The sequence below is a fragment of the Azospirillum sp. UFLA03-27 genome, assembly GCF_059803775.1.
Genome location: NZ_JAUQTX010000423.1, coordinates 1 through 3,246, shown reverse-complemented (window position 1 = coordinate 3,246; position 3,246 = coordinate 1). Strand labels below are relative to the sequence as shown.

Sequence of the window (3,246 nt, the reverse complement as noted above, 5' to 3'; positions counted from 1 at the left end):
GTTATAGTCTCGTGGGCTCGGAGATGTGTATAAGAGACAGGTCCTGGGGCTCGGCGGCGCGCAGGTCGCGGTGACCGCCGTCGTGATCGCCGCCGCCACCATTTTCCTGCTGGGATTCACCCCCGCCGCCGCCGCGGTGACCGGATTCGGCCTCTCGCTGTCCTCCACCGCCATGGTGCTGCCCATGCTGGCGGAGCGGGAGTTGTTGACCACCAACGCCGGGCGCAGCGCTTTCTCGATCCTGCTGTTCCAGGACCTCGCGATCATCCCCGCGGTGGCGCTGCTGCCCCTGCTCGGCCATGGCGCCGGGGAGGTGCCGGACGCCGGAACGGCGTGGCTGGCCGTGCTGAAGGCCGGCGGAGCGGTCGCGGTGATCCTGGCCGGCGGGCGCTACCTGCTGCGCCCGGTGCTGCGCATCGTGGACGGCGCCCGGACGCCGGAGATCTTCACCGCCACCGCCCTGCTGATCGTGCTGGGCACCGCGCTGTTCGCCGCCTGGGCGGGGCTGTCCATGTCGCTCGGCGCCTTCATGGCCGGGGTGCTGCTGTCCGATTCGGAATACCGGCACGAGGTGCAGGCGGACATCGCACCGTTCGAAGGGCTGCTGCTCGGCCTGTTCTTCGTGTCGGTGGGCATGGGGGCCGACGTGGCGGCGCTGATGGCCGAGCCGGTACGCTACCTGTCGCTGGCGCTCGGGCTGATGGCGTTGAAGGCGGCGGCGCTGTTCGGGCTGGCCCGTCTGTCCGGCCTGCGTCCGGGCGGATCGGTGCGGCTGTCCACGGTGCTGAGCCAGGGCGGCGAGTTCGGCTTCGTGCTGTTCGGGCTGGCCGTCGGCGTCGGGGCGATGACCGGAGGACAGGCGGCGACGGCCATGCTGGTGGTCACGTTGTCGATGATCGCCACCCCCTTCGTCTTCGCGGCGGAGGAGCGCTGGCTGGCGCCGCGGCTGATCGTGAAGCCCGTCCGCCCCTACGACACCATCGCGCCGGACGGGGAGCCGCCGGTGCTGATCTGCGGCTTCGGCCGGGTCGGGCAGATCGTCGGGCGCGTGCTGCGGCTGCGCGGCATCCCCTTCACGGCGCTGGAGCAGAGCGCTGAGCAGGTCGACGTCGTGCGGCGATTCGGCAACAAGGTGTATTACGGCGACCCGTCGCGGCTCGACCTGTTGCGCGCCGCCGGAGCGGACAAGGCCAAGGTGCTGGTGGTGGCGCTGGAGGACATGGAGCAGTCGCTGCGCGTGGTGGAGTTGGCGACCCGCCATTTCCCCCACCTCGTCATTCACGCCCGCGCCCGCAACCGCCGCCATGCCCATTTCCTGATGGACCGCGGGGTCACCCATTTCGTGCGCGAGACCTACGATTCGAGCCTGCGGCTGACCGGCGGCGTGCTGGAATCGCTGGGCCTGCCGCCGGAGGAGACACGCCACACGCTGGACACTTTCCGCGAGCATGACGAGCGCACGCTGATCCGGCAGCACGCGGTCCATCACGACGAGAACCGCCTGATCCAGACCTCCCGCCAAGCCGCTGCCGAGCTTCAGGCCCTGTTCGAGGCCGACCGCGAGGAACCGGTGAAGGAGCGCGACCGCAAGGCCGTCTGACGCCCCCTCCCCTGCCTCAGCCGATCAGCAGGTTGTCGTCGGTGATGTCCTCGCCGCCGCGCTGCTTGGCGAACAGCGCCAGCAGATGAGGCACGTCCAACCCGGCGCGCTGCTCCCCAGACACGTCGAGTACGATCCGCCCTTCGTGCAGCATCACCGTGCGGTCGCCGTAGTCCAGCGCCTGCCGCATGGAGTGGGTGACCATCAGCGTCGTCAGCCGGTTTTCCTCGACAATGCGGCGGGTCAGGCCCAGAACGAACTCCGCCGTTCCGGGGTCGAGCGCCGCCGTGTGCTCGTCGAGCAGCAGGATCTTCGACCCGGCCAGCGTCGCCATCAGCAGGCTGACCGCCTGCCGCTGCCCGCCGGACAGCAGGCCCATGCGGTCGTGCAGCCGGTTCTCCAGCCCCAGCCCCAGCTCCGCGATGCGCTCGCGGAAATGCCGGCGGCGGTCGCCGCGCAGGGCGAAGCCCAGGCCGCGGGGGCGCCCGCGGGCGGCAGCCAGCGCCATGTTCTCCTCGATGGTCAGGGCGGTGCAGCTTCCGACCATCGGGTCCTGGAAGACGCGGGCGACCAGCGAGGCGCGCTTCGGCGTCGCCCAGCGGGTGACGTCCACCCCGTCGATGGCGATGCTGCCCTCCTCGGCGATCACGTCGCCGGCCAGCGCGCCCAGGAAGGTGGACTTGCCGGCGCCGTTGGAGCCGATGACGGTGACGAACTGCCCTTCCGGGATCGTCAGGTCGACGCCGCGCAGGGCGTGCTTCTCCAGCGGGGTGCCGCGCCCGAAGGTGACGTGGATGCCGTTGACCGTGATCATCGGACGGCCTCCCTCTTCTTCGATGCGGCTTTCAGCCGCATCCGCGGCAGGATCAGCGCCACCGCGACCAGGACGGCGGTGACGAGGTTGAGGTCGGAGGCCTGGAGCCCGATGGCGTCCGCCGACAGGGCCAGCTGGACCGCCAGACGGTAGAGGATGGAGCCGACGACGCAGCCGACCAGGGCCCACAGCATCGCGCGGGCCGGCAGCACCGTCTCGCCGACGATCACCGCGGCCAGACCGACCACGATGGTGCCGATGCCGGTGGTCACGTCGGCGAAGCCGTTGGTCTGGGCGAACAGCGCGCCCGCCAGGGCGCACAGCCCGTTCGACAGGGCCATGCCGGCGTAGATGTGGAAGTCCGTCTGCACCCCCTGCGCGCGGGCCATCCGGGCGTTGACTCCGGTCGCCCGCATAGCGAGGCCGAACTCGCTGTTCAGGAAGCGGGACAGCAGCAGGACGATTACGACGACGACGACCAGCACGACGAGCGGCCGCACCACATGGTCGGGCAGCCCCAGCCCGTAGAAGGGGGTCAGCACCGTGTCCTGCATCAGAAGCGCCACGTTCGGGCGGCCCATCACGCGCAGGTTCACCGAGAACAGCGCGATCATGGTCAGGATGCTGGCCAGCAGGTGCAGGATCTTGAAGCGGACGTTCAGAGTCGCCGTGACCAGCCCGGCCATCGAGCCGGCCAGCGCCGCGACGAGGCTGTCTCTTATACACATCTGACGCTGCCGACGATTATACGCGAGTGTAGATCTCGGTGGTCGCCGGAGCATTAAAAAGGGGGGGGGGGGGGGGGGGGGGGGGGGGGGGGGGGGGGGGGGGG

Annotated in this window: 3 protein-coding genes; 1 reads left to right on the top strand and 2 read right to left on the bottom strand. The window is 70.4% G+C overall.

Annotated elements, in window-relative coordinates:
- The first annotated feature begins 25 nt into the window (after positions 1-25).
- On the top strand, positions 26-1,600 hold the full coding sequence (locus tag Q4I23_RS31805; protein WP_498528878.1) for a cation:proton antiporter domain-containing protein: 1,575 nt from the start codon (positions 26-28) through the stop codon (positions 1,598-1,600).
- A gap of 16 nt (positions 1,601-1,616) precedes the next feature.
- Here the strand turns inward: Q4I23_RS31805 and Q4I23_RS31800 are convergent, their stop codons facing one another.
- Complete coding sequence (locus Q4I23_RS31800) at positions 1,617-2,414, bottom strand: ABC transporter ATP-binding protein (protein ID WP_498528877.1); 798 nt, start codon at positions 2,412-2,414, stop codon at positions 1,617-1,619.
- Positions 2,411-3,142, bottom strand: coding sequence for an ABC transporter permease (locus tag Q4I23_RS31795; protein ID WP_498528879.1), 732 nt, complete (start codon positions 3,140-3,142; stop codon positions 2,411-2,413). Before Q4I23_RS31795 ends, Q4I23_RS31800 begins: the two co-directional genes overlap by 4 nt.
- Positions 3,143-3,246: the final 104 nt, after the last annotated feature.